Source organism: Brevundimonas diminuta (assembly GCF_050310045.1).
Classification (GTDB): Bacteria; Pseudomonadota; Alphaproteobacteria; order Caulobacterales; family Caulobacteraceae; genus Brevundimonas; species Brevundimonas diminuta_F.
This window is the reverse complement of sequence record NZ_CP190005.1, coordinates 572,625-595,385: the sequence shown is the minus strand read 5'-3', so window position 1 is coordinate 595,385 and position 22,761 is coordinate 572,625. Positions and strand designations below refer to the sequence as shown.

The 22,761-nt window shown below is 68.1% G+C and carries 23 protein-coding genes and 1 pseudogene; 10 read left to right on the top strand and 14 right to left on the bottom strand.

The window, feature by feature from the left end; all coding sequences use genetic code 11:
• Nucleotides 1-180: 180 nt before the first annotated feature.
• A complete protein-coding gene (locus ACORJG_RS02815; RefSeq protein WP_427791439.1) occupies nucleotides 181-1,407 on the bottom strand; it encodes a phage major capsid protein in 1,227 nt (408 codons plus the stop codon).
• Between ACORJG_RS02815 and ACORJG_RS02810 the strand changes: the two genes are divergently transcribed.
• Nucleotides 1,406-1,981 (top strand): hypothetical protein, encoded by a 576-nt coding sequence (locus ACORJG_RS02810; protein ID WP_427791437.1) that lies wholly within the window; start codon nucleotides 1,406-1,408, stop codon nucleotides 1,979-1,981. The two genes, ACORJG_RS02815 and ACORJG_RS02810, sit on opposite strands and share 2 nt — an antisense overlap.
• 7 nt (nucleotides 1,982-1,988) lie before the next feature.
• Here the strand turns inward: ACORJG_RS02810 and ACORJG_RS02805 are convergent, their stop codons facing one another.
• From ACORJG_RS02805 to ACORJG_RS02760, 10 genes and pseudogenes are all read right to left on the bottom strand, one after another.
• Entirely contained in the window at nucleotides 1,989-2,396 is a 408-nt protein-coding gene (locus tag ACORJG_RS02805) for an HK97 family phage prohead protease (protein WP_427792947.1), read from the bottom strand.
• Between the two features lie 177 nt (nucleotides 2,397-2,573).
• On the bottom strand, nucleotides 2,574-2,795 hold the full coding sequence (locus ACORJG_RS02800) for a hypothetical protein (RefSeq protein WP_291777926.1): 222 nt from the start codon (nucleotides 2,793-2,795) through the stop codon (nucleotides 2,574-2,576).
• Entirely contained in the window at nucleotides 2,795-3,973 is a 1,179-nt protein-coding gene (locus tag ACORJG_RS02795; RefSeq protein WP_427792946.1) for a phage portal protein, read from the bottom strand. Before ACORJG_RS02795 ends, ACORJG_RS02800 begins: the two co-directional genes overlap by 1 nt.
• A 202-nt stretch (nucleotides 3,974-4,175) precedes the next feature.
• A complete protein-coding gene (locus ACORJG_RS02790; RefSeq protein WP_427791435.1) occupies nucleotides 4,176-4,607 on the bottom strand; it encodes a hypothetical protein in 432 nt (143 codons plus the stop codon).
• A 149-nt stretch (nucleotides 4,608-4,756) separates the two neighbouring features.
• Nucleotides 4,757-5,248: pseudogene (locus ACORJG_RS02785) on the bottom strand (terminase large subunit domain-containing protein); the annotation flags it as partial.
• 70 nt (nucleotides 5,249-5,318) lie between these two features.
• The gene (locus ACORJG_RS02780) at nucleotides 5,319-5,771 is read right to left on the bottom strand and encodes a hypothetical protein (RefSeq protein ID WP_427791433.1); all 453 of its coding nucleotides are present in this window, start codon (nucleotides 5,769-5,771) and stop codon (nucleotides 5,319-5,321) included.
• 333 nt (nucleotides 5,772-6,104) lie between these two features.
• Nucleotides 6,105-8,513 (bottom strand): PAS domain-containing protein, encoded by a 2,409-nt coding sequence (locus tag ACORJG_RS02775; protein WP_427791431.1) that lies wholly within the window; start codon nucleotides 8,511-8,513, stop codon nucleotides 6,105-6,107.
• Between the two features lie 56 nt (nucleotides 8,514-8,569).
• Nucleotides 8,570-9,064 (bottom strand): YcgN family cysteine cluster protein, encoded by a 495-nt coding sequence (locus ACORJG_RS02770; RefSeq protein WP_427791429.1) that lies wholly within the window; start codon nucleotides 9,062-9,064, stop codon nucleotides 8,570-8,572.
• Nucleotides 9,065-9,206: 142 nt separating this feature from the next.
• The gene (locus ACORJG_RS02765; protein WP_427791427.1) at nucleotides 9,207-9,545 is read right to left on the bottom strand and encodes a DMT family transporter; all 339 of its coding nucleotides are present in this window, start codon (nucleotides 9,543-9,545) and stop codon (nucleotides 9,207-9,209) included.
• Nucleotides 9,542-10,132, bottom strand: a complete 591-nt coding sequence (locus tag ACORJG_RS02760) for a TetR/AcrR family transcriptional regulator (protein ID WP_427791425.1) — start codon at nucleotides 10,130-10,132, stop codon at nucleotides 9,542-9,544. Before ACORJG_RS02760 ends, ACORJG_RS02765 begins: the two co-directional genes overlap by 4 nt.
• A 106-nt stretch (nucleotides 10,133-10,238) precedes the next feature.
• Here ACORJG_RS02760 and ACORJG_RS02755 point away from each other — a divergent pair, with 106 nt between their 5' ends.
• Nucleotides 10,239-12,056: an ABC-F family ATP-binding cassette domain-containing protein gene (locus tag ACORJG_RS02755; RefSeq protein WP_427791424.1), complete on the top strand. Its 1,818-nt coding sequence runs from the start codon at nucleotides 10,239-10,241 to the stop codon at nucleotides 12,054-12,056.
• Between the two features lie 22 nt (nucleotides 12,057-12,078).
• Here the strand turns inward: ACORJG_RS02755 and ACORJG_RS02750 are convergent, their stop codons facing one another.
• A complete protein-coding gene (locus tag ACORJG_RS02750) occupies nucleotides 12,079-12,504 on the bottom strand; it encodes a GFA family protein (protein ID WP_427792944.1) in 426 nt (141 codons plus the stop codon).
• A 248-nt stretch (nucleotides 12,505-12,752) separates the two neighbouring features.
• Here ACORJG_RS02750 and ACORJG_RS02745 point away from each other — a divergent pair, with 248 nt between their 5' ends.
• The 6 genes from ACORJG_RS02745 (at nucleotide 12,753) to ACORJG_RS02720 (ending at nucleotide 20,039) form a co-directional block, all read left to right on the top strand.
• The gene (locus tag ACORJG_RS02745; RefSeq protein ID WP_427791422.1) at nucleotides 12,753-14,279 is read left to right on the top strand and encodes a S10 family peptidase; all 1,527 of its coding nucleotides are present in this window, start codon (nucleotides 12,753-12,755) and stop codon (nucleotides 14,277-14,279) included.
• Between the two features lie 124 nt (nucleotides 14,280-14,403).
• Nucleotides 14,404-15,087, top strand: a complete 684-nt coding sequence (locus tag ACORJG_RS02740; RefSeq protein ID WP_427791420.1) for a pentapeptide repeat-containing protein — start codon at nucleotides 14,404-14,406, stop codon at nucleotides 15,085-15,087.
• Nucleotides 15,088-15,095: 8 nt separating this feature from the next.
• Nucleotides 15,096-15,878, top strand: a complete 783-nt coding sequence (locus ACORJG_RS02735; protein ID WP_427791418.1) for a pentapeptide repeat-containing protein — start codon at nucleotides 15,096-15,098, stop codon at nucleotides 15,876-15,878.
• Between the two features lie 695 nt (nucleotides 15,879-16,573).
• Nucleotides 16,574-17,602, top strand: coding sequence for an ABC transporter substrate-binding protein (locus ACORJG_RS02730; protein WP_427791416.1), 1,029 nt, complete (start codon nucleotides 16,574-16,576; stop codon nucleotides 17,600-17,602).
• Between the two features lie 80 nt (nucleotides 17,603-17,682).
• On the top strand, nucleotides 17,683-18,921 hold the full coding sequence (locus ACORJG_RS02725) for a hypothetical protein (RefSeq protein ID WP_427791414.1): 1,239 nt from the start codon (nucleotides 17,683-17,685) through the stop codon (nucleotides 18,919-18,921).
• Nucleotides 18,918-20,039 carry a DUF2336 domain-containing protein gene (locus ACORJG_RS02720; protein ID WP_427791412.1) on the top strand — a complete coding sequence of 374 codons (1,122 nt, stop codon included), beginning with the start codon at nucleotides 18,918-18,920 and terminating at the stop codon, nucleotides 20,037-20,039. Before ACORJG_RS02725 ends, ACORJG_RS02720 begins: the two co-directional genes overlap by 4 nt.
• 5 nt (nucleotides 20,040-20,044) lie before the next feature.
• On the opposite strand, the gene ACORJG_RS02715 is transcribed toward ACORJG_RS02720, so the two are convergent.
• Entirely contained in the window at nucleotides 20,045-21,166 is a 1,122-nt protein-coding gene (locus tag ACORJG_RS02715) for a mechanosensitive ion channel family protein (RefSeq protein ID WP_427791410.1), read from the bottom strand.
• A gap of 62 nt (nucleotides 21,167-21,228) precedes the next feature.
• Complete coding sequence (locus ACORJG_RS02710; RefSeq protein ID WP_427791408.1) at nucleotides 21,229-21,894, bottom strand: COQ9 family protein; 666 nt, start codon at nucleotides 21,892-21,894, stop codon at nucleotides 21,229-21,231.
• A gap of 190 nt (nucleotides 21,895-22,084) precedes the next feature.
• Here ACORJG_RS02710 and rpsU point away from each other — a divergent pair, with 190 nt between their 5' ends.
• Both rpsU and ACORJG_RS02700 read left to right on the top strand, forming a co-directional pair.
• The gene (rpsU, locus tag ACORJG_RS02705; RefSeq protein WP_087139870.1) at nucleotides 22,085-22,318 is read left to right on the top strand and encodes a 30S ribosomal protein S21; all 234 of its coding nucleotides are present in this window, start codon (nucleotides 22,085-22,087) and stop codon (nucleotides 22,316-22,318) included.
• A 113-nt stretch (nucleotides 22,319-22,431) separates the two neighbouring features.
• Nucleotides 22,432-22,761, top strand: a complete 330-nt coding sequence (locus ACORJG_RS02700) for a hypothetical protein (protein WP_427791407.1) — start codon at nucleotides 22,432-22,434, stop codon at nucleotides 22,759-22,761.

Below are 22,761 nucleotides of genomic sequence, written 5' to 3'. Positions count from 1 at the left end.
CCTATGTTCTGCTGCCTTCTCCCCTTGGGGGAGAAGGTGGCCGCCGAAGGCGGACGGATGAGGGGAAGGGTTCAACAGACGACCGGCTGACCGAGAGCGCGCCGCCCCCGTCCCCCTCATCCGTCTCGCTGCGCGAGCCACCTTCTCCCCCGCAGGGGAGAAGGAAGCCCGTCATCGCCCCTACGAGGCCGCGAACTTCATCAGCTTGATCGCGTCGAAGTTCTGCACCCCGCCGCCCACGCGCTTGGTCGTGTAGAACAGCACATAGGGCTTGGCCGAATAGGGGTCGCGCAGCACCCGCACCCCCGCCCGGTCCACGATCAGATAGCCGCGCGCAAAGTCGCCGAACGCGATCGACAGACTGTTCGCCGCCACATCCGGCATGGTCTCGATTTCCGTGACCGGATAGCCCAGCAGCGACGCCGTCTCGCCCGGCCGCGTCGCCGGCGACCAGACATAGTTCCCGTCCGCGTCCTTGAACTTGCGCACCGCCGAGACCGTGCGCCGGTTCATCACGAAACGCCCGTTCGGTCGATACTGGGCCTTGGGCGCATAGATCAGGTCGATCAGCTTATCGACCGGGCTGGCGCTGGCGAAGGCGCCCGCCGCGCCGGAGGCCACGACGCCGATCTGGCCCCAGGTCTGCGTCCCCTCGGTCGCCGTGCCATAGGCCAGAAAGCCCTTGGGCTTGTTAACCCCGTCGCCGCTGACAAAGGCCGCCGTCTCCTGCGCCGCAAAGGCGTCCTCGACCTCGGCCGCCAGCCATTCGTCCAGATCGATCAGCGCGTCGTCCAGCAGGCTCTGCGTCGCCGCCGGACAGGCGTAGAGATCGGCCGAAGAGAACTCCAGCAACGCCAGCGTCGCCGGGTCCGTCTCCGGCCGCGCCGCCGTCTCGGCGACCCAGCCCGCCTGCACCCCCGCCGTCGACACCGGCTTCCTGAATACGCCCGAGCCGACGGTGCGCACCGTGGCGATCTCGCGCATCGGCGACCCCGCCATCAGGCGACGCTCAATGGCGCGCTCCGTCTCCGGCGGCACGACATAGCCCGCCGAGTTCGACGCCGACGACAGCCCCGCCTTCAGCTCCAGACCATGCGCCTGACCCGACTTCATATAGCCGTCCCACGCCGCCTTGGCCTCCGGCGCCGCAACCACAGCAGGCGGCTCGGCGCCCAACATCGGACGGCGGCTCTCGCTCAGCACGCGATCCATACGCGCCTGCGCGCTGGCCACGGCCTGATCGATGCGCGCCACCTTCTCCTCCAGCAGCGCATCGGCCGAAGCCTTCTTCTCGATCTCGTCCAGACGGGCGTCATTAGCCCCTTTGAACGCCTCGAACGCAGCCATCATCTCATGCATGGCGGCGCGCGCCTCGGGCGTGCCCGAGACGGTCTTGATCTCTTTCATGGTCTCTCCAGAAAAAAGCGCGACCGTCCTGCGGCGCGCCGTCAACCGGGCCAGGCCCGGAATTGTCCCATCCTTCGCGCCCCGGATCGGGCGTGTTATCCTGCGCCCGATGCAGGAAGGATGGATATTCAGGATTATCGGCGCCGCCCTTCCTGCGGTCCTCTGCGCAGTCTGGCTGCCGTCCTGCTCGGCCCATGAGGCGCAGATTCAGCGCCCCGCCGCGCAGCACGCCAGAGGCGCAAACCAGCCTGCACGGCCGCGGCTGTCGTCAGACGCCTCTCTGCTGGGACGCACGTTCGAAACACTCGGCGCCTGCGAACATCTGAATCCTGACAGCCTCGGCGAACAGGCCTTTGCGGCCTACCTCAGCCGCCACGCGCCCTTCGCGGATGCGGCGACCGTGCGGTCGCTCCGCGCCGCCTATGAACGAGGCGCAAACCCCGCCGTCGCCGATCGCCAGACGCCTGAATCCTGCGCCAGGGCCATGCGCGGCCTCGCCCAGGAGGCCCCCGGTCTGCATGGACGCCCCGACGGGCGCCCCGACGACCGCCGCCTCGCCTCGCCGCGCGGCTGACGCCGCATCAGCCGCCCGCCGCCTTCCACCTGAACCGCGCGCCCGGCAGCATGGGAAACGTCACCAGCGACACCTCCCACAACTCCGCCGCGCTCAGAACCCGCAGGCGCCCGTCGCGCCGCGCCTTCTGCGCCCGAAAGCCGATCGACAGCCCGTCCAGCGCCCCCGCGCGCGTCAGGGCGGCCGTGTATCGGGCCTCGGCGGACCAGTCCTCGATCCGCCCCTCGACCCACAGGCCGCGCTCGTCCTCGACCATGCGGTCCCAGACGCCGACCACCGCGCGGCTCTCATGCTGATGCAGCATCCGCACCCCGCCCGCGCCGGTCTTCGCCAGACTGTCGGCAAACACCCCGCGCGCGGTGACGTCCCCATTCAGATCCGCCACGCCCCACAGAGAGGCATAGCCGCAAATCAGCAGCGCACCCTTCTCCCTCCCCGTCCCGGGGAGGGTGGTTGAGCCCGCAGGGCGAAGCCGGGTGGGGCCGACCAGGCTATTCACACGTCGAGCCTGCATCGCCGCGCCCTCCCCACCCGGTCGCTTCACGACCCCCCTCCCCGGGACGGGGAGGGAAAACGCCTGCCTGTGGCTCCATCACTTCCCCTCCAGCTGTCGTTCGATCCGCTCGACCGCCGCGCGCACAGCCTCGCCCTGCGCCTCCAGCCGCGCCAGCCGCTCGGCGACCAGCCTCTGCTCGTCCACCCGCTGCTCCAGCGTGGCGATCCGCGCCGCCGCTCCTCCAGCCCAGACCAGCCCCCCGACCGTCTGCACCAGCAGGGCCGCGATCAGGGCGACCGGCGCCCTCTTCCAATCCATCACGCCTCCACCCCCGCCATCCGGCGCCGCTCTTCCTCGGTCAGGAAGCTCGCCGCGTTCAGCCGCGCCCACAGCGCATCCCGCTCGACCTGTAACGCCGGAACCGCATCCAGATCCGGCTCGATCCGGCAATCGACGAAGCGGCTCCCCAACCAGCCCGTCATCGCCCCCGCCGCCTTCCTCACCAGCGGGATCACCGTCCCGCGCCAGAAGGCCGCGTTCGCCTCGCGATAGTTGGCGTAGGTCGCATCCCCCGGAATCCCCAGCAGCTGAGGCGGCACCCCGAACGCCAGCGCGATCTCCCGCGCCGCCGCGTGCTTCCCGGCGATAAAGTCCATGTCGTGCGGCGTCAGGCTCATCGGCTTCCAGTCCAGCCCGCCTTCCAGCAGCAGCGGCCGCCCGGCGTTGCGCGCCCCGGCATGGGCCTCGCCCAGTTCCGCCTTCAGCGCCTCGAACTGATCCGCCGTCAGCCGCTCCCCGTCCTTGGCCCCATAGACCAGCGCCCCCGACGGCCGCGCCGCATTGTCCAGCAGCGCCTTGTTCCAGGCCCCCGAGGCATTGTGCACGTCGATGGCGAAGGCCGCCGCCTCCAAGGGCGAAAACCCGTAATGATCGTCCGTCGGGTGGAACAGCTTCAGGTGCATGACCGGCGACCAGCCGTCGCCGTGCCGCGCGATCCTCACCGCGCGCCCGCCGACCGCATACTCATAGGCTTCCGGCCACCCCGCCCGGCCCGGCACCACCTTCACCCGGTCGGGCCTCAGCGCCCACAGTTCGTCCGGAGCCCCGTCCCCATCGGCATCCCCGGTCGCCTCGACATAGGCGTTGCCCGCCGTCTGGAGCGCGCCATACAGCCCCTCCATGAACTCCCCGCACGACTGCTCGGGATTGGGCTTGTCGATCAGCCGCGCCAGCGGGTGGTCCGCGCTCCGCACGCCCCCGACCATCACGATCAGCGGCGTCGAGGCCGCCGCCTCCGCGATCATCCGCACGCAGCGATAGGCCACGGCGTTCCTGCCGAACCCCTCGTCCGCCAGATGAGCGTAATCGCGGGGCGTCCACCGAGGGCGCCCCGCCCCCGTCAGGGCGATCAGCGGCCCGGTGCGGCTATCCTTGATCTCAGGCGCAGCAATGCGCCGCCGACCGAACGGTCGTCGCCAATCCATTGAAATCTCCATCACCGAATTCTCCCTCCCCGTCCCGGGGAGGGTGGTTGAGCCCGTCAGGGCGAAACCGGGTGGGGGCGGCAGGGCTATTCAAGCGCCCCCTCTGAAATGACCCCGTCTGACATCAGCCAGTCTGAAATCACCTGGCCCTCCCCACCCGGTCGCTATCGCGACCACCCTCCCCATGAAGGGGAGGGAGAGGCGCGGCGTCTTTTCACAATGCCCGCAACCTCGGCAGCGTCTTCCCGGCCAGCAGCAGATGCGTCAGCGCCCAGACCAGCGCATCCGCCCGATCCGGGCTCTTCATCCCCGGCGTCTCGCTCCCCAGCGCCATCATTTCTTCCTCCAGCGCCGGAAACGCGCCGCAGTGGACCACCCGCCCCTGCTCGTAGAGCGCCGCCACCGGCTCCGCCCGCGCCTTCTTGCTCCGGCTGGCGTGGACCAGTTTCACCTGCGCCGGACAGTCCGCCTGCCCCAGCAGCGTCCGCACCATCTCCCCGCCCTGATTGGCCTCGGCCAGCACCAGATCGGCGTCGAACTCCCGCGCCGTCTCGGCCACGCGCCGCGCCCATCCGGCGGGCGACAGCCCCCGCGCCGAGCGATCCGCCAGCACATAGCCCGTCCTGTCCTTACGCCCCGCCGCCACGATCCCGCAGGCGTCGCCGTGGGCGCTGGCGGCGGATCGACCGCCACCACCACCCGCTCGAACCGCGCCGGTCGGCTCCCCCGCGCCCGCGCCAGATCCTCGGCCCGGAACAGGGCGCCGTCGGCCTCGACCACCAGCCCCTCCATCTCCTGCGCCTCCAGCCGCGTCCCGGCGTAGAGCGCCTGAAGATGCCCCAGAAACCCCGGCGCCAGATTGTCCGCATTGTCCTTGGTCGCCAGCCGCGCCTTCACCACCCCCGGCTCGGCCAACAACCGTCTCAACGCCGGGATCGGGCGCGGCGTCGTCGTGATCGCCAGCTTCGGGTCCGCCCCCAACCTCAGCCCGAACCTCAGGTTCGACAGCGTCGCCTCGATGTTCCTCCAGGCGCAGAACTCATCCGCCCAGGCCGCATGAAACTGCGGCCCGCGCAGGCTGTCCGGGTCTTCGGCCGAAAACGCATAGGCCGCCGCGCCCGAGGGCCAGACCAGCCTGCGCCGCCCCGCCTCCCAGCGCGGCCGATTGTCCCCCGGCGCCTGCGCCTTCAGCCCCGACGGCCCCTCGACCATCACCTCGCGCACGTCATGCAGCGCCGGCCCGACCAGAGCAAACGTCCGATCCTTCCCCCGCGCCAGTTCGTTCATCCAGAACCCGCCCGCAAAGGTCTTGCCCGACCCGCGCCCGCCCAGCAGCACCCATGTCCGCCAGTCCGCGTCAGACGGCCAGACCTGATCCTCGTTCAGCCTCGGCGTCGCCCTCAGCAGCCGCAGCAGTTCCCCGCGCGGCGCCTGTTCCAGCCGCTGCTGCGCCAAATCCCTTGCGCTCTGCGACCCCGAGAAGATGATCGAGACGAGACTCGAGCTCTGCCCGCACGGTCCGTTCTTCGTCGTCGGTGATGTCACGATCGTCTTCGCTCATTCCGTCCTCTTCAGGGTCGCGGTGTTTGCGAGGGGACGCGGCCGCCAGCGCCGCCACCGCCCTGGCCGTGCGGGCCAGAACGCCGATGGCGCGCCCCCGCTTCTCGGCCTCGGCCACATCGGCCGGAGGCTCCGCGGCGGCCACCACGGCGATCGCTTCGTCGGTCAGTTGCATCAACCGACCCAGCGCCCCGTCCAGCCACTGCGCGACCGCCGCCGCCCGCTCCGCCTCGTCCCCTTTTCCCGCCATGACCGAACCATAGCGGACCAGCGTCCTCAGGCTGACAAACAGCCTCCAGAACCTTCCAAAGCCAGAAATTTACAGGGTTTGCCCGCCCCCGCCGCGATACCCGCGCGCCGACACCTCTCCCTCCCCGACCCGGGGAGGGTGGTCGCGCAGCGACCGGGTGGGGAGGGCCAGGTGATTAGGACCTGGCGATACCGGCCTCAGCCGCCTGACTTGTCTCGACGGGAAAACCGGCCTCGGCGCGTGAACAGCCTCGCCGCCCCCACCCGGCCTCGCCTTTCAGGCTCAGCCACCCTCCCCGGGACGGGGAGGGAGAGGCGTTGCACTCTGGCTTCCCTACCCCGCCATCGCGGGCGGTGCGTCGCACGACAGCCAGTGCGTCAAGGCGGCGGCCAGTTCGGTGATCTGGATCGGCTTGGCCAGATGGCCGTCCATCCCCGCTTCCAGACAGCGCGCCACCTGTTCCGCCTGAACATTGGCCGTCAGCGCCAGGATCGGCGTCCGGCGCCCCGTCCCCGCCTGCATCCGGCGGATTTCGCGCGTCGCCTTCAACCCGTCCATGACCGGCATATGCACGTCCATCAGCACCAGATCATAGGCGCCCGAATGCACCGCATGGACCGCCTCGGCGCCGTCGGCCACGGCCTCGACCTCCAGCCCCAGATTTCGCAGGATGGCGCTGACCAGTTCGCGGTTGGCGGCCGCGTCGTCGGCCATCAGCACCCGCCCGCACAGGCCGGTGCGCGCCGCCCGCTCGCGCTCCGCCCCGGCGTCCTCGTCCTCGGCCTCGGCCACGGCCAGCGGCGCCTCGAACCAGAAGGTCGAGCCCTGCCCCGGCGTGCTCTCGACCCCCACCTCGCCGCCCATCAGTTCGACCAGACGGCGCGAGATCGCCAGCCCCAGCCCCGTCCCGCCATAGACCCGCGTCGTCGAGGCGTCGGCCTGGGTGAAGCGGTGGAACAGCTCCTCGATCTTTTCAGGCGGAATGCCGATGCCGGTGTCGCTGACCGCCACGCGCATCCGCCAGCGGCCCTCGTCGTCATACCGGCCGCCCAGCGTCAGCGTCACCTCGCCGCGCGCCGTGAACTTCACCGCATTGGACAGGAAGTTCAGCATGACCTGCCGCAACCGACCGCGGTCGCCGGTCAGGCGCTCCGGCGTATCGGCGGCCACCACAACCCGCAGGTTCAGCCGCTTCAGCGTGCACTGGCTCTCGATGATGGCCGCCGCGCCGTCGATCAGGGCGCGCGTGTCGAACGGCTCGGGGTCCATCTCGATCGCGTCGGCTTCCAGCTTGGAATAGTCCAGAATGTCGTTGATGACGCCAAGCAGGGCCTCCGACGCCGTGGCGATCCGCTCGACATAGACCCGCTCTTCCGGCGGCAGATGCTCCGACCCCTGCAGCAAACCTGAAAAGCCGATGACGCTGGTCAGCGGCGTGCGCAGCTCATGGCTCATATTGGCCAGGAATTCGCTCTTGGCCTGCACCGCCTTCTCGGCCCGCTCCTTGGCCTCGATGACTTCGGCCTCCAGCATCTTGCGCCGGGTCATGTCGCGGATCACCACCACCACGTCGTCGACGTGGCCGTGTTCGTCCTTCAACGCCTTGAAGGTGCATTCGACCCAGACCGTATGACCCTCCCGGTGGACGGCGCGGTGTTCCAGCCGCGTAGGCGTGCCGGTCTTCACCGCCTCGCCGATGGCCTTCAGCACCAGATGCTTGTCCTCCGGGTGAACATAGTCGGTCGACTGGCCGCTCATCTCCTCCAGCGTCCAGCCCAGCAACTGCTTGATCGCGGGCGAAATATATTTGCTCGACCCGTCCATCTTCACGCGGGTGATGACGTCGCCGACGTTCTCGGCCAGCAGACGATAGCGGCCTTCGTCCCGGCGAGCGCGCTCCAGCACCTTCTCCTGATCGGTCACGTCCTGCAGCACGCCCAGCATGGCCAGCACACGGCCCTGATCGTCGCGCTCCATGCCGACATGGGTGACGACGCTGCGCTCTTCCCCGTCGGGCCGCACCAGCTTCAACTTGGCGTGGAACGGCTGGCCGTCCTCCATGCCCTGTTCGATCAGCGCCCGCATCCGCTCCCCGTCCTCGGGCGCGTGCATGTCCAGCGCTTCATCCAGCGTCATGGTCAGACCGTCGGGCGAAAACCCATAGATGCGATAGACCTCGTCCGAGGCCTCCAGCACCCTGCTGCTCCGCTCCAGCCGCCAGTGGCCGACGCCGGACATCTGTTCGACCAGATGCAGGGTCTCCAGCCGCTCGTCGCGGGCGCGGGCGGCGTCCAGGCCGGCGATGATGTCTTCGGCCATGCCCGCCAGACTGGCCAGCTGTTTCATCTGCGTCGGCGTCGGCTCAGGCCGCTCCTGGTCATCCAGAATGCAGAAGGCGCCGACCGGCCGACCGGCGGGATGGCACAGCGTCGCGCCGACGATGAACTTCAGATGCGGCGTCTTACGGACCAGGGGGTGGTTCTTCACCCGCGGATCGCCCGACGGATCGGTGATCGCCAGCGTCGCTCCCGGCCCCATCGCCGTCAGCATCGGCGCCAGACTGTCCTCCAGCGGCACCCGCTGTACGCACAGTTCGGCGTTGGAGCGGATGATGGCTTCCTGCTCCGTCAGCAGCGTCACGACCGCCGCGCGACTGTCGAACAGGGTCGCTGCGAAATCCACCAGACGCTGGAACGGGCCCCCTGAGCCTTCCAGAACCTCGATGCTCTTGGTGAATGACAAATGGCGTTCCCCCGCTCCGTCGTTCTTTAAATCGCGCCTGATCCCGAAATTTTCCGTTAGCGCGGCCGTAGCGGCGGCGGTTCGGTTCCGCGCTCGCCCATCCATTCGGGCGCCTCGAACTCCAGCGCGTCCTCCGGCTCCTTAAGCGCCGTTTCGCAAATCGTCTGGCGGCGCACCGACACCCCCGCCTGATGCACCGTCTCCCGGTCGCCCGAGATCAGCGGATGCCACCAGGCCAGCGTCCGCCCTTCATGCAGCCGCCGGTATCCGCATGACAGCGGCATCCACTTCAGCTGCTCGATATTGTCCGGCGTCAACTGCACGCAGTCCGGCACCTCGGCCTGCCGGTTGGCGTAGTCGGTGCAGGTGCAGACGTCCGGGTCGAACAGCTTGCAATGGACGTGTGTCGGTATGATCTGGCCCGTGTCCTCATCCTCGAACCGGATGACGCAGCACAGGCCGCAGCCGTCGCACAGGCTCTCCCACTCTGCCGGAGACATCTCGGCGAGCGTCTTGGTTTCCCAGAACGGCTTGGCGGGCGCGGAATTCATGGCCGCGCCCTATACGCCTCAAAACCCACGCTGTCGCCCTCTCCCTCCCCTTCATGGGAAGGGTGGTCGCGCAGCGACCGGGTGGGGAGGGCCAGGCGATCCTGGCCGCTGCGTGTGAACCGCCTCGGCGCCCCCACTGTCCTCAGTGCGTCACGCTCTTCGAGAACAGATTGATGACCACCACCCCGCTGATGATCAGCCCCAGACCGATGATCGCCGGAACATCCAGCTTCTGCTTGAACAGGAACAGGCCGATCACCGAAATCAGCACCACCCCCAGCCCGCTCCAGATCGCATAGGCCAGCCCAACAGGCATCTGCTTCAACGCCAGCGTCAACAGATAGAAGGCGACGCCGTAACAGACCGCCAGTCCCGCCGTCGGCAACGGCCGGGTGAACTGCTGCGACTGCTGCAACAGGGTCGTCCCCATCACCTCAAAGCCGATCGCCCCCAGCAGGGCCAGCCATGTCGTCGGGTTCAAACGCCCGCCTCCGCATAGGAATCCGTCAGCAATACGCCCGGCGTCAGCAGCGACAGCAAGGCCTTGCGCTGCTCCTGCGACACTTCGTGCGTGCCGAACAGGTCGCTCATCCACAACCCGTCGGCGATCAGCCGCAGCATCAGTGCGTCGTCCTTGCCCATCGGATCTTCCGGGTCGTCGACCGCCAGACTGCGCATGGCCGCGCGCCAGCGTGGAATCAGGCTCGGCTCTATGGCGCAGGCGGCCAGCGCCGCCCGGCCGATGCTGACGTCCCGCTCGGTCGCCGGTTCATTGACGATCGCCCGCAGATAGGCCCGCGCATTGCGGCCATAGGGGTTGGGGTCGCGCGCCGCCTCGGCCAGAACCTCCGAAATCATCTCTGCCGCCAGATGATCGATCACACCTTCCAGCAAGGCCTGCTTGCTCGGAAAATGGTGTAACAGGGCGCCCTTGCTGAACGGCAGGCGCGCCACCACGGCGTCCAGCGTCACCGCCATCGCTCCCTGTTCAGCGGCGACTTCGATGGCCATGTCGATGATCTGGCGACGGGTGTCTTCAGGCGTGCGGCGGGTCGGTTGAGCGTCCATGCGACGCGACATACCGTCTGGACGGTTTTATGTAAACCCTGAAAGATTGGCCCTCGCCCCCCTGTCCGCGCTATAGGCGTCGCCTCCCCTTTTGGACTGGTTACCTATGGCCGCTCGCCCCCCTCTCGTCGCCCTCAAGGACGTCCGTCTTCAGGACGGTCAACGCCCGCTGTTCGACGGTGTCGACATGGCGATGGAGCCACGCAGCCGCGCCGCCCTGGTCGGCCGCAACGGCGCGGGCAAGTCCACCCTGATGAAGGTGGTCATGGGGCTGATCGAGCCGGACTCGGGCGACCGCTCGTTCCAGGCCGGCACCCGCTTCGCCTATGTCCCGCAGGAGCCGGTCATCACCGGCGAGACGCTGGCCGACTACGCCGCCTCGGGCGAGGCCGAGCGCTGGACCGCCGAAAGCTGGCTGGAGACCTTCGGCCTCAACCCGAACAAGTCGACGCAAGGCCTGTCGGGCGGCGAAATCCGCCGCGCCGCCCTCGCCAAGGCCTTCGCCGAAGAGCCGGACCTGCTGCTGCTGGACGAGCCGACCAACCACCTCGACATCCTGGCCATCGAACTGCTGGAGAACGAGCTGATCCAGGCCCGGTTCGCCCTGCTGGTGGTCAGCCACGACCGCGCCTTCCTGAACCGCGTCACCGACACCGTTCACTGGCTGGAAGGCCGCAAGGTGCGCACCCTGAACAAGGGCTTCGTCGAGTTCGACGACTGGGCCGCCAAGGTCATGGAGGAAGAGGCCGAATCCCTGCGTCGTCTGACCAAGCGCATCGAGGCCGAGACCTACACCTTCTACCGCTCCATCACCGCCCAGCGCACCCGCAACGAGGGCCGCGCCCGCGCCCTGCAACAGATGCGTCTGGACCGGGCCGAGCGGGTCAAGGACATCCCGCGCGAGCTGAACCTAGGCGTCGATTCCGGCGCCGTCTCGGGCAAGCTGGTCGCCGACATCAAGGGTGTCAGCAAATCGTTCGGCGAGCGCACCATCTTCCGCAACCTGACCACCCGCATCATCCGCGGCGACCGGCTGGCCATCGTCGGCCCCAACGGCGCGGGCAAGACCACACTGGTCAAGGTGCTGCTAGGCGAACTGGCCCCGGACGAGGGCGCCGTCCGCATGGGCGCCAACCTCGAACCCCTCTACCTCGACCAGTCGCGCGAGGGGCTGAAGTCGGACATGACCCTGTGGGACGCCCTGACGCCGGGCGGCGGCGACTCCATTCTGGTGCGCGGCCGCTCCATGCACGTCGCCGCCTATGCCAAGGACTTCCTGTTCCAGGAGGCCCAGCTGAAGCAGCCCATCTCCACCCTGTCGGGCGGCGAGCGCAACCGCCTGCTGCTGGCGCGCGCGCTGGCCCAGCCCGCCAATCTGCTGATCCTCGACGAGCCGACCAACGACCTCGACATGGACACGCTGGAGAAGCTGGAGGAACTGCTCGAATCCTACGACGGCACCCTGATCCTGGTGTCGCACGACCGTGATTTCGTCGACCGCCTGGCCACCTCGACCATCGCCCTGAACGGTCGCGGCGACGTGGTCGAGACCCCCGGCGGCTGGCAGGATTTCCTGCGCCAGAACCCCGGCTTCCTCGCCCCGCCCCCGACCCACGCCGACGGCGCGCCCTCAGCGGCGCGTCGGGTCGAGAAGGCCGAACCTTCCGACCGCGCCCCCAAAAAAACTGTGAAGCTGTCGTATAAGGACGCCCGCCGTCTGGAAGAGGTCGAAAAGCTGATGGAGACCCTTCCCGTCGAGATCGCCCGACAGGACGCCATCCTCGCCGACCCCGACCTCTATGCGCGCGACCCCGCCGCCTTCGACCGCGCCATGAAGGCCGCCGACAAGGCCCGCGCCGACCTCGAAGCCGCCGAACTCGACTGGCTGGAGTTGGAGGAAAAAAAGGCGGCGCTGGCGGGATAGGGCAGCGCCCTTCCCCACGTTCTCAGCGCGGCAGACGCCCTGTCAGGACAGCCATCAGCGTCCCCCATGCCGTAAAAGCCGACTGACCTTGTTCCGATAACCCATAGTGGGGCGGCTTCCGATCGGCGAATATCTCTCGCGACAGGCGCCACCCCCGCTGGTCGTCGAACAGGCCCTGTCCGAATGTATGGCGCTCGGAGCCACGCGGCCTGTGCCAAACGGATGATCCGCAAGCACTACAGAATCCCCGCTCGCCCATTGCCGACGATCGCCACACCCTGACTGGCCCGCTCAAGACAACAGTCTCGCTGACCACGCCCATCCACAGTCCGCCTGACCAACGACGGCACATTTCACAGTGGCAGGCGCCGTAGGTATCTGGCGCCAGCACCTCAAAACAGACCGCACCGCAGGCGCAACGTCCAGTTTTCCGCGCGCGACCATCCATACCGCAGACACCCCGTTCACCGAACATGGCCACCAGCTCATGTAATCATGGGTTGTTCAAGCCAATCTCGCGCCGCAAGGCGCACATTCTTCGCGATTTCCATCCGTATCCGTCCAGCTTTTCCGCGATAAGGGCAAAAGCGACGGTTTACATTCGGCGCGGCTTATCGCCTCATTCGCGCAGGAACGCGTCGTTCGCGCGCCCGGCTCTCGAGGGATGAGCCGCGTAGACCAAATGGGGGTTTTCGAATGAAGAAACTGCTTGTCGCCGCTGTATCGGCGCTCGCCCTGGCCTCACCGGCCATGGCCATGGCCCAGGCCCGCAACGCGGACGCGCCGCGTCCGACCGCCGCCGCCGACCGGGCCGAAATTCCGCCGCCCGTCATGTCCGAGACGCGCCACACCGGCGTCTTCGGCGGCCAGCGCATCGCCTATCGCGCCATCGCCGGCGAAACCTATCTGAAGGACAAGGACGGCAAGCCGCTCGCGGCCATGGTCTCCTACAGCTACATCAAGGAAGGTCCGAAGGATCCGAACCGCCCCGTCACCTTCCTGTGGAACGGCGGCCCCGGCTCGGGCTCTCTGTGGCTGCACATGGGCGCCTTCGGACCCAAGCGCGTGGTCCTGCCGGACGCCAAGGACGACGGCGCGCCGCCCTATCCGATCATCGACAACGCCGAATCCCTGCTGGACGTCACCGACATCGTCTTCATCGACCCGATCGGCACCGGCTTCAGCCGCGCCCTGGGCGACAAGGACCCGGCCGACTACTGGGGGGTGACCAAGGACGCCAAGTCCATCGCCGAATTCATCCGTCTGTGGCTGAACACGCATGAGCGCTGGAACGCGCCCAAGTTCATCGGCGGCGAAAGCTACGGCACGACCCGTTCGGCGGCGGTGATCAATGAGCTGGAAGGCTCCTACACCGACGTTTCGGTCAACGGCATTCTGCTGATCTCCTCGATCCTGGACTTCAGCCTGGCCGCCGACGCCCAGGGCAATGAGATGGGCTTCGTCACCAACCTGCCGTCGATGGCTGCTACCGCCTGGTATCACGACAAGGTGCCGAACAAGCCCGCCACGGTCGAAGAGTTCGTCGAAGAAGCCCGCGCCTGGGCCATCGGCCCCTACGCCACGGCCCTGCTGAAAGGCAACGCCCTGCCGGCTCAGGAGCGTGCGACCATCCTGCAGCAGCTGTCGCGCTACACCGGCGTGTCGCAGACCTATCTGAGCAACGCCAACCTGCGCCTGTCGCCCAGCCGCTTCTATAAAGAGCTGCTGCGTGACCGCGGTCAGGTCATCGGCCGCCTGGACACCCGCTACATCGGCGTCGACTACGACAACGCCGGCGACCGTCCGGACAACGACCCCAGCTTCTACGGCATCGACGGCGCCTATACCGCCGCCATGAACGCCTGGGCGCGCGAAGGCCTGAAGTATTCGCCGGACGTGGTCTACTCCTCGATCGGCGGCACGCGCGGCTGGGACTGGAACCTGCCGACCGCCGGCCGTGGCGGCGCTGAATACCTGAACGTGGCCCCCTACATCGGCCGCGCCCTGCGTGAGAACAGCGGCCTGCGCGTCTGGGTGGGTCAGGGCTACTATGACTTCGCCACGCCGTTCATGGGCGCCGAATACTCGCTGAATCGTCCGGGCTTCCCGACCGACGGCCGCATCGAGTGGCACTACTACCACGCCGGCCACATGATGTACGTGCGCGAGGACGACCTGAAGAAGCTGTCGAACGACATCCGCAACTTCATCCGCGCCCGCTAAGACTGACAGTGCGGACCGGGTCGGCGCGCCCGGCCCGGTCCGCACCTGCTACACCGGCGACCGGATATGACGCAGGGCATGAAGACAATGGTCTTCCCGACCCCGTCCGCTATCTGGTTGCATTATGCCCGACCCCAAGATCATCACCGACCGCCGCCTGGGCCGTTCGGACATTCAGGCCCTGCTGTGCGACGGCGCGCCCGTCCACCTGATCGACTGCGATCTTGAAGACGCCGACCTGTCGCGGCTCGACCTGTCCTCCTGGACCTTTGAGCGCTGCATCCTGCGCCGCACGGACCTGACCGGGGCGAGGCTGGAAAACAGCGTCTGGAAGTCCTGCCGCGCCAGCTTCATCCGCATGGCGGGCGCCCGGCTGACGGACACCGCCTTCACCTCCATCGACTTCAGCAACGGCGTCTTTCGCGGCGCCAATCTGTCTGGCGTCTCCTTCGTCCATTCCAAGCTGACCGGCGCCGACCTGTCCGAGGTCCGAGCCATCGACCTGCATTTCGACGAGACCCTGCTGGTCGGCGCCCAGCTGTCCGCCCTGTCGTTCAGAAAGCAGACCCTGACCCGTCTGGACTTCGCTCAGGCCGACCTGCGGCGCTGCGACTTCCGTGATGTGGTGTTCGAGGAATCCAGCCTTCAGGGCGCCCTCGTCGACGAGGCCCGGTTCGAGGGCGCCGACCTCAGAGGCGCCGACCTCGGCGGCTTCCGCCTGGTCGATGCACGCGTGCTGCGCGGCGCGATCATCTCGCGCGCCCAGGCCGCCAAGCTCGTCTCCGAACTGGGCCTTCAGGTTCGATAGGTCGCGCCATGTATGACTATGTCCACGATCAGTTTTCGATCTCCATCGGCGCCGACGATCTTGCCCGCCGCCACGATGGCGAACCGCTTTTCGGCCAGATCGAAAACGTCTGCTTCGAGAACCAGACCATCGACGCCCGGAGCGCCGATCTGCATTTTCTGAACTGCACCTTCGTCAAGGTGCGCTGGTCTGCAGACAGCCTTCTCAACGCCCGGTTCGAGCGTTGCACATTCGACGGCGCCGTGTTTTCCGGCGTCCTGTTCGACGCCTGCGCCTTTGTCGCCTGTCGCAGTCTGGAAAATGGCGTGGACTTCTCGCGCGCCGTCTTTCGATACAGCGAAGTCTCCGCCTGCGCCTTTCTTCACGCCACCTTCGACGGCGCGGATGTCAGCCGCCTTGCCGTGCGGAACTCGCGTTTGGATCACGCCCGGTGGAAAGGCGCCCTCTTCGCCCGCAACGTCGCAGGCAGTCGAACCGTCAGCGAATTTTCCCTGTCGGACTCTCTTCTACGCCGATCCAGCCTGGCCGATGCGGTCCTGACCGGCGCCGACTTCTATGGCGCGCAACTGGTCGATTGCGACCTGAGCCGCGCGGACCTCGAGCGCACGACTTTCGCACGTGGCGGATTTCAGAACGTAAAGCTGGGCGGCGCCCTGCTGTCCGGCGCCGACCTGCGGGGCGTGCGCTTCCGTCAGACCGACCTTTCGGCTGCACGCGACTGGTCAGGAGCCCGGGTCGACCCCGAGGCGCTTGAGGGCCTGTTGCCTGCCTTAGGTTTCAAGATCAGCTGATCTCCGCCTCGCCGGCAAAGGCGCGCCTTTCCTGTGGACAAGGCAAGGCGCTGATCCGCCTGCGTGAATACCTTCCGTCCACAGATGTCCACAGGACTACCCACCGCGTCCGGGACAGTTCCGCACAGACGCCGCGATTTGAGCTGTTGCCCAATAACGGATTTCGCGGGAACGTCAACAGGCCGAAGGGACACGGCGGCGCGGAAATCCGGGGAGACCCGGACCTCAAGCGGGCCGGTCCGACTTCCTGACCCAGGGTTCCAAGCCTCCTCGGAGGACGCGGAAACACCGAAGCAGGGCCAAGGCTCCCGATCCTGTAGCGTTTCGGCGCAGGGATCACGGAGAACCTGGCCGGGATCGACGGACGGCGCGGGGCTCGCCCTGCGGAACGCCGAAGACCAGAAGCCGACGGAAGCTGCGCCGAACGACGCCGGGTCCGCCCGCCGACGCACAGGCCGACTTCCAACCCGATAACGGCCAAGTCCAACCCGGACTTGGCGAGGGGACGCGACCCACGATCAGACCGGCGACGGTCCGTTCAGGGTCTCGCCCCCTCGCTCCAATTTCAGGCCAATTCAGCACTGCCCCAACGCAGCGCCTCATTGTGCTCCTGCGGCTTCCCCGGCGCATTTTCGGCGCGGGTTGCGGCGTGCGGCCTTCCCAACCCCTGTTCACCCCCCTACTACCTGAAGGCGATGAACATCCTGCGTCCTTCCCGTCGCGGCCTGATGGCCGGCGCTGTCGGCCTGGCCGCCCTGCCCGTGCTGGCGAGTTGCGGTCGATCGTCGGCGCCGACGGACGAGTCCGGGCGCGTGCGGCTGCGTGTGGCGGCGGGCGGCGCTGCAGGGGCGCTGCACGGCGGTTTCTATCAGGCCGTGGCCATCGGCGCCTATGAGCGGCGCGGCCTGAACGTCGAGATGCTGGCCGGTCCCTCCGGCGCCGACATCCCGTCGCTGCTGGCCTCCAGCGCGGTCGAACTGGCCGTCGGCCGCGACAGCTTCCTGTCCCTGCGGCTGGTGGCCGAACGGGCGCCGGTCAAGGCTGTGGCCGCCTTCCTGCAAAAAGACCCCATCGTGCTGATGGCCCACCCGGACCAGCAGCTGGAAGACCTGACCGTCCTGCGCGGGCGTCGCATCCTGATGGATCCGGCCGAACATGGCGGCTTCTGGTCATGGCTGCGCGCGCGCTTCGACCTGACGCCCGATCAGGCCCAGACCGGCGCCATGGCCGACAACCTCAAGGCCTTCCAGGAGGACGAACAGGCGGTTCTGGTCGGCCGCGTGACCGACGGCGACCCCGGCCTTGTCGCCCGCCAGGCAGGGTTTGAGCCGGTCATCATCACCCCGGCCGCCGACGGCTACCCCTCCTATTCCGGCTTGGTGCTGGCGCCCAACGCCTTCGCCCGCGACAACGCCCAGGCCCTGCGCGACTTCATCGCCGCCTCGGTCGAGGGCTGGCGCGACTATGTCCACGGCGACGGGACCAAGGGCGACGCCCTCATCCGGCGCGCCAATCCCGACCTGTCGCAGCGCCTGCTGGATACGGTGCGCGCAACCCTGCGCGCCGAGGCCATGGTCGACGGCGGCGACGCCGCCCTCTACGGCCTGGGCGCCATGACCCCCGAACGCTGGCAGGCCTTCGCCGAACAGACGCAGGGCGCCTATTCCAGCACCCCCGACTGGCGCGAAGCCTTCACCAACCAGTATCTGCCCTCGCGCGGTTAAGCCCGTCCGGCGTTAGGCGAGGCTTAATCCGCACCGTCTAAGGTATCTTACTGATCGTCTTCACCCGGAACGAGGCGCCATTGCTCCGCCCCCTGACCACTGCCGCCCTTCTGCCCGTGTTCGGCGTGGCGATGGTCGCCATGGCGCAACCTGCCCCGTCTCTCGCGGCAACGGCTTCCGCGCAGGCGTCACGACAGGCGCCCGGCCCCTGGTCAGGTCAGGCGGCGCCTGCCCGCTCCTACGCCCAAACCGCGCCCTATACGGGCGGCGCCGCGACGACATGGCGCCCGCCCGTCATACCGCATGGCGGCTACCCCTGGGGTGAAGTCGCCCCTCCATCCGCGCCGCAATCTTCTCCTCCGCCTGAATTCCGGCCCGTGACCAGTCACCCGGACGCTGTCTGGCGTCCCTATGTCACGCCGGTCGCGCCGCCGCCTCAAACGCCCGGCCCCTGGAACCATCGTCCTTACGTCCCCAACGACGCCCCGCCGTCAATTCAGCCGCCGGTCCAGCAGCCCGCCCCCTATCCGGCCCCGCAACAGAACCGCGCGCCTTACCCCCAGCCCACGATTTCCCAGCCGGTCGTCACGCAGCCTGCCGCGCCGCAGCCGGTCGCCCCTGCGCCTTTGCGTCGCGAGCTGACGCCCACGCAGACGCCGCCGCCCATGCCTGAGCCGCTGCGGCCGATGCCGCAACCGGCGCCCGCGCCTTCCGCCGCTCAGACCCAAACACCGGCGCCGACGCCACGCTCTCAACCGGTCCAGCCCGCGCCTCAACCGGCCGAGGTCCGCCCTGCGCCAGAACCGGTCCAGCCTGTCCGTTCAGCGCCGCCTGTGACAGAGCCCGCGCCGCAACCGCCCGCGCAACCGGCGCCTGCGGACCCTGCGTTCGACCCCATGGCCCCGCGCCGCGACGCCCCCATCTTCCAGCTGCAGAGAAACACGCCCCAGCCGCCCGCCGTCGCCCCGGCGACGCAACCGGCCGCTCAAGGCCCTGTGCAGCCCGATCCCAAGTCCGCCCCCCAACCGGCTCCCCAGCCTGCTCCTCAGCCTGCGCCTCAGGCGGCCACGCAGCCCGCGCCAGCCGCCGTTCCGCCGCAGGGCAGCGCCCGCTACTATTCCGTCCACCGTCAGGCGGGCCGACAGCCGGACGCCACGCCCCTGCCTGCACCCAACTATCTGGACGCCCTGCCGGTCGAACTGGACCAGCCCATCAACTCCGACGACCTGGCCCAGCCGCCTGAAGCGCCCGCGGTGATGCGCGACGCCCAGGGCCGCCTGCGCGCCGCGCCGCCCCTAGACGATCCGATGCTGCCATGAGCGACGGCGCGTCTTCGCTCCCTACGGTCGAAACCGGGTCTCGCTTGCCGGACCTGATCGCCCTGGCGCAGGAGGACTCCAGCCCCAAGCGCCGGGCCCTGCTGCGTGAACTGACCGACCGCTTCTTCGGGACGCCCCACCGCACCAAGGCCGAAGACGTCCTCTATGGCGCCGTCCTGTCCGACCTGACCGACGCGATGGAAACCGCCGTGCGCGCCGAACTGGCCCAGCGTTTCGCCCACGCCTGCGACGCTCCGCACCAGTTGATCCGCCGCCTCGCCAACGACGAGGCCGAGACGGTCGCCGCCCCGGTCCTCAGCGCCTCGCCAGTGCTGACCGAGGAAGACCTGATCCAGGTCATCCGCTCGCGCGGTCAGGGCCATATGCGCGCCGTCAGCCGCCGCGCCGCCGTGTCCGAGGCCGTCTCCGACGCCATCGTCGAGCGCGGCGATGATGAGACGCTGGGCGTGCTTCTGGGCAATCAGGGCGCCGCCCTTTCGCGCGCCGCCAGCGAGACCGCCGTCGAGCGCGCCCGCGTCAACCCGGCCCTGCACGAAGTCACGGTCGAGCGCGCCAGCCTGCCCGCCGACCTGCTGAACGACCTCTATTTCGATGTCGAGGCCCGCCTGCGCCAGCGCATTCTGGAGCAGAACGCCCGGCTTGATCCGGTCCTGCTGGAGAACGCCCTGGCGGCCGGACGCACCCGCGTCGCCGCCGACGACGGCGTCCTGCCCGCCGACTACGCCGAGAGCCTGGCCTATGTCGAGGAACTGCGCGCCGCCGACCAGCTGACGCCGCAGGTGCTGGCCCGCTTCCTGCGCTCGGGCGGCCAGACGGCTTTCCTGATCGCCCTGTCGCAGCTGGCGGACGTGGACTTCCACAGCGCCCGCAAGATCATCGAGCGGCGCGAACTGGACGCCCTGGCCGTGGTCTGCAAGGCGGCCGATCTGGATCGCGCCCTGTTCCTGACCTACGCCGTCGTCCTGCTGAACACCGACGACAACGCCATGGGCAAGGCCCGCGCCTATGCCGGAATGTATAATGAGCTGACGCGCGAAGCGGCCATGCGGACCCTGCGCTTCTGGCGCGCGCGCAAGGGGATGCAGGCCGCCGCCTGACCCCCTCAGTGCTTACGCGGCGGGGCGGGCAGCCTGCGTTCCTGATCGAAATCCACCCGGTCGCGCGGCAGGGCCTCGGGGCATTCGTCGCGCATGAAGGCCAGCATCTTCTCGCGCACCTCGGCCCGCAGGTCGAACGCGACCGAGGCGTTGCGCGCGCTGGTCATGCAGCGCACCTGGGCGACCCGTTCGGTGATGTCCGTCACCTGCAGCGCCACCACATCCCCGTCCCAGTGCGGCGAGGCGTGGGCGATCTGCTCCAGCTTGATCCGCAGCCGGTCGATCGGCGCCTCATAGTCCACATAGAGGAAGGCCACCCCGATCAGGCGCGTATCATCGCGCGTCCAGTTCTGGAACGGCTTCTGGATGAAATAGGTCAGCGGCAGCACCATGCGCCGCCAGTCCCACAGCTTGACCACCACATAGGTCGAGGTGATCTCCTCGACCCGGCCCCACTCGCCCTCGACGATGACGGCGTCATCCAGCCGGATCGGCTGTGAGGTGGCGATCTGGATGCCCGCAATCAGATTGGTCAGGAAGGGTTGCAGCGCCAGACCGGCGACGATGCCGACCACGCCCGCCGAGGCCAGCAGCGACAGCCCCCACTGCTTGACCCCCGGAATGGTCAGCAGCGCCAGCCCCAGCGTCACCAGCCCGATCAGTATGGCGGCGACCCGCTGCAGGATGCGCGTCTGGGTGACGTGCTTGCGGGCGTAGAGGTTGTCCTCTGCGTCCATGTTGAACTTCTTGATATGGACGATGGCGCCCATATCCACGGCCCCGGCCAGCATCCAGCCCGACACCAGGATGAAGCAGAACAGCAGGGTCCGCCGGATGAACAGCGACGGCTCGGGCGCCAGGGGCGACACCGTGACCGCCAGCGCCAGGGCGATGATCATCACCGCCAGATGCACCTTCAGCCGGGCGCGCTTCAGCATCCCCTTCCAGAAGGCGTCGCGGTTGCGCACCGCCAGCCGCAACAGGGCGAACACGACATGGTTGGCCGCCCAGCCGATGAAGACAAAGGCGACCATGATGAGGGTGATCACCGCCCACTTCGGCAGCCAGTGAAACTGACGCCAGAGCGCAAACACGGTGTTGGTCAGGTCGAGCACGAACTGGGGCATGGAAAGAACCTAGACGCCGCCGCGCCCAACGTCACCCGCTTCCCTCCCCCGTCAGGAGAGGGTCAGGCCCTGGCGCCGTATCTCAGCCGCCCCAGCGCCTCGGTGATCGTGCGGACGGGCGCGTCGAAATCCTTGCCCGCCTTCCATTTCTCGAAGGCCATGACATTGTCGATGCGGCGGGCGACGAAGGCTTCCGCCGCCTCGCGCCCGTCGAACCAGCGCATGGTCAGGGCGGGAATCAGGATGCCGCCCAGAATCGCCCGCTTGGAATAGTGATTCTGGTCCGTCGCCGTATCCCCGGCCCAGCGCCACAGATGGTCCGCCGTCTCCCACGCCAGCTTGAAACCCAGGTCGACGTTGGTCGGCAGGCTGAGGAAGCCCGCGCAGCGTTTGGCAGCCTCGATATCCTGCGCCCCCGCCTCCATCCGCGCTGAGACGGCGGCGGCGATTCGCTCGCGAATCTTCATCGTCGACGCAGGCGTGGCCTCAAGCGCCTTCAGAGCCCGCGCGTCATGGCGGCGCGACAGCAGGACCGCCAGGTCGCGCGGACCGTTCGGCAGCAGCAGTTCCTGGTCGCCCAGCGACAGGCCGCACGCCTCGCACGCGGCGCGCGTCAGGCGCGCGTTCCAGCCCAGCGCGGGCGCGCGTTCTATGGCCGCGTCCAGAACGGCCTGTTCTGTGCGGTCGGCCCAATCGCCTTTCGGAGCGGTGTCGGCTGTCTCGGTCATGGGCGGCACGATACGCCCATCCGGCGGGCGTTTCGACCCATCACGATTAGGCGCGACGATCTGGACACGCCCCCCCCGATCATGTATCAGCGCGCCTTCACTTGAGAGGCCCTCCTCTCGAGCGTGGTTTTGTTTTGTCTGCCCGTCTCCCTTGGAAAGGACGCGGCGGGCGGCCAAAGGAGAGAGACCCCTGGTTCAGATTTTTGTCCGCGACAACAATGTCGATCAGGCGCTGAAAGCCCTGAAGAAGAAGATGCAGCGCGAAGGCAGCTTCCGCGAAATGAAGCGTCACGTGCACTTTGAAAAGCCGTCGGAAAAGCGCGCTCGCCAAAAGGCTGAGGCCGTCCGTCGCGCCCGCAAGCTGGCCCGCAAGCGCGCCCAGCGCGAGGGCCTGCTGCCGGCTCCGAAGGGTCGCGGTCGCTAAGACCCGCTGACGCCTGAAAGATCAAAGGCCGCCCCGGATCGCCGGGGCGGCCTTTTTCTTATCTTTCTTCAGGCACGTTGCGCTAGCCTGCCTCTGAGATGAAGGAAGCCGTCATGACCGATCAGCGCACGCGGGGCCTGCCGCGACGCCTCATGTATGTAGAGAATCGCGACGGCGGCCTGATCGACGGCTGCCCAGCCCGCATCGGCTGGGTGACGTTCTCCAAGACAGGGAAGACCGTCTATTATCGCGGCCTTGAACTCGCCAGCATTGGCGGCTCCGGCATAAGCGGCAACTTCATGGATGCAGTCACCCGACAGGAATACTGGATCTCAGGCGTCAAGAAGCGCGGCTCGAACAATCACCCCAAAGAAAGAAGCGTCCGCACCGAGATCGATGCGGACGCTCTGGACGCCTATCAGTCCTTGCGATCGGGCGGCTAG